The organism is Novosphingobium sp. AAP83 (assembly GCF_001295795.1).
Lineage (GTDB): Bacteria > Pseudomonadota > Alphaproteobacteria > Sphingomonadales > Sphingomonadaceae > Novosphingobium.
On sequence record NZ_LJHY01000032.1, the window covers coordinates 1 to 1,963 of the forward strand.

The following is a 1,963-nucleotide window of genomic DNA, read 5'->3' on the forward strand; positions in this document are numbered from 1 at the left end:
CCATCGCCTGCACAGCCGGACCAACCACCGGTCAAACGCAAGCGGGGTCGCCCTCCCCCACCCCGGCTGACACCTATCGAAGCAGCACAGCGCATGCTTGAGGGCTGTTGAGCGGGCCCACTGCAAAGCAGCGGGTCCACAGGTGCTACCAATGCCGGACCAGCGCACCAGCAGGGGCTACGCTGCACAATTCGGAAGGGTTCCGCGCAGCCCCTGCTGCATCAGACGGGGACATTTCTAAATAGCGGAAATAGTGTCTTCTCTACTGAGCCAGAACAAGGCCGTGCATTCGTTCCCTATGAAAATCCAGCGTGGCAGGCCACTACCAGCGGATGGTCTGCGGTGATCAGATCAGGCCGGTCGCGCGCGGTGAGCAGGCCCAGCGTTCGGCGGAAATCATAGTCCGCCAGTGGCACGGCGACGATGCCGGTGCGGACAAGGGATTCGGGCGCGGTCGTCACGCCCATCCCGGCGCGTACCATTTCAAGGCAGCGGTCATCGTTGGCCGAGCGCAGGAAGAACGGCGGGCGCACGCCGCGCTGGGTGAACCAGCGGCTCGTCTCGGCCAGAATTTCGCAACTGCGGCGCGCGATCATCGTTTCGGAGGCCACATCGCGTGCGTCGATGGACGCCGCGCCGGCCAAAACGTGGCCTTCGGGCAGGAGCAGGCGATAGCCCTCCTCCAATAGGACCACCGACGGGCGGTTGGCATCTTCGGGGCGCAGCAAAGTGATGATCGCATCGATCTGCCCCTCGCCCAATTTGCGGCGCAGTTCGGCGTCGGTGCCTTCGCTAAGCGTTATGGCTTGCGCCTCTGTCCACGCCCGGGCGATCAATGCAAGGCTCGCGGTGGCGATGGATGGGATCACGCCGAGGCGCAACGGGCTGAGCGGTGCAGGCGCATCATCGAAAGCGGCCTCGGCAGCGCGGAATTCGCGCTCTATCGCGCGGGCATGGGCGACCAGCTTTGCGCCCGCCTCGGTCAACCGCACTTGCCGCCTTTCGCGTTGAAACAGCAGCGTTCCGGCCATCCGTTCCAGTTCGGCGATGGCGGCAGATAGCGTCGGCTGCGCCACGCCCAGACGTTCAGCGGCGCGGGTGAAGTTGCCGGTTTCGACAAGTGCGAGGAATTGGCGAAGATGGGCGCGCTTTATCATAGGCGAATCCTATACCAACACCCAGCATAAATCAATTTTGAGCCTAGAATTGGTGATGATAGATGTGCCGCTGAAAAATATCGAGAGGATGCAGCGATGAGCGCCCCTGTCCTGGCAAGTGCTTTGGATACCAGCAGCCCCGAGGCGATCGCCCGCGCCGCGCACAATCGCGCTTTGGCCGCAGACTTGCGCGCGCGCGTGGCCAAGGCGGCGCGTGGCGGCGATGAACGCAGCCGCGATCGTCACGTGGCGCGCGGCAAGTTGCTGCCGCGTGACCGGGTGGAGCGTCTGCTCGATCCGGGCTCGCCGTTCCTTGAGGTCGGCCAACTTGCCGCCAATGGCCTCTATGGCGATGAAGTGCCGGGCGCGGGGATTATCGCAGGCGTTGGCCGCGTTTCGGGCCGCCAGTGCATGATCTTTGCCAATGACGCCACGGTCAAAGGCGGCACCTACTTCCCGATGACGGTGAAGAAGCATCTGCGCGCGCAGGAAATCGCGCAGGAAAACCGCCTTCCCTGCATCTATCTGGTCGATAGTGGCGGGGCCAACCTGCCCAATCAGGCCGAAGTGTTCCCGGACCGCGATCACTTCGGGCGGTTCTTCTATAATCAGGCGAACATGAGTGCGCTGGGCATCCCGCAGATCGCCAGCGTGATGGGCAGTTGCACCGCAGGTGGCGCTTATGTGCCTGCAATGAGCGATGAATCGGTGATCGTGCGCGAACAGGGCACGATCTTCCTTGCCGGGCCACCGCTGGTGAAGGCTGCAACCGGCGAAGAGATTACCGCCGAGGCGCTGGGCGGCGG

General features: G+C 63.8%; 2 protein-coding genes. One reads left to right on the top strand and one right to left on the bottom strand.

Annotation, left to right across the window (positions count from 1 at the left end):
* Positions 1-296 precede the first annotated feature (296 nt).
* The gene (locus IP81_RS15565; RefSeq protein WP_054108937.1) at positions 297-1,157 is read right to left on the bottom strand and encodes a LysR family transcriptional regulator; all 861 of its coding nucleotides are present in this window, start codon (positions 1,155-1,157) and stop codon (positions 297-299) included.
* Positions 1,158-1,253: 96 nt separating this feature from the next.
* On the opposite strand from IP81_RS15565, the gene IP81_RS15570 reads away from it, so the two are divergent.
* Positions 1,254-1,963, top strand: a 710-nt coding sequence (locus IP81_RS15570; RefSeq protein ID WP_304437633.1) for a carboxyl transferase domain-containing protein, incomplete at its 3' end; no start/stop codon positions are given.